1 protein-coding gene is annotated in these 662 nt (G+C 55.3%); it reads left to right on the top strand.

Going from position 1 to position 662, the window contains the following annotated elements; all coding sequences use genetic code 11:
* The first annotated feature begins 203 nt into the window (after positions 1–203).
* Entirely contained in the window at positions 204–440 is a 237-nt protein-coding gene (locus FAZ69_RS32985) for a hypothetical protein (RefSeq protein ID WP_206171259.1), read from the top strand.
* The last annotated feature ends 222 nt before the right edge of the window (positions 441–662 follow it).

Raw genomic sequence — 662 nt, forward strand, 5'->3', positions numbered from 1 at the left:
TCGCCTGCTCGAGCTGCTGCGGTCGCCTGGATGTTTTCATGGTCGTCGGGAGAGGGTTTACGTGAGTATTGATACTTGAAAAATCAACTATACTCCACCTCAATGTACTTGAAAAATCAAGTAAATGCCACCCGGACGAACTCGGATGGCGGGTCCCCTTCGTGACGCGAGCATGTCGTATGGCGCAGAACCGGAGCAGATCGATGAGAAACAAGATTGCACTTGAAGAACATTTTGCGATCGACCTGACCATCGATCAATCGAAAGGCTACGCGCCTCCTCACGTGTGGGAGATGCTGAAGTCGAATCTGCTGGACATCGAGCAGCAGCGGCTGGAGCGCATGGAGCAGGGTGGAGTCGAGTACTCGATCCAGCCGAAACGCATGACGAGCCTGCCTAGTGGTCCGACACGTGCGCGATCAGCGAAACCGATCGCGTGAAGATTGGACGGGACAACGCGCGGCGTCTGTTCGGGATCGACGGATGATTTCATGCTCAAACGGAGCGAGGTACAAAATTGATCCCTGATACCGCGCAGCAAGTGGAAGAGGCGCAATCTTCGATCGTCGACATCAGCGCGCTGATCGACAGCCGTCCGCTGAGCGCATTCCAGATCGCGATCATGATCATGATCGGCTGTTCGGTGGTGATGGACGGCTTCG

Origin of the sequence: Trinickia terrae (assembly GCF_005144415.1) — a bacterium.
Classification (GTDB): domain Bacteria; phylum Pseudomonadota; class Gammaproteobacteria; order Burkholderiales; family Burkholderiaceae; genus Trinickia_A; species Trinickia_A terrae.

Excerpts from the sequence above, each read along its gene's own strand:
- FAZ69_RS32985 (WP_206171259.1), top strand. The coding sequence starts at position 204 with ATGAGAAACAAGATTGCACTTGAAGAACATTTTGCGATCGACCTGACC.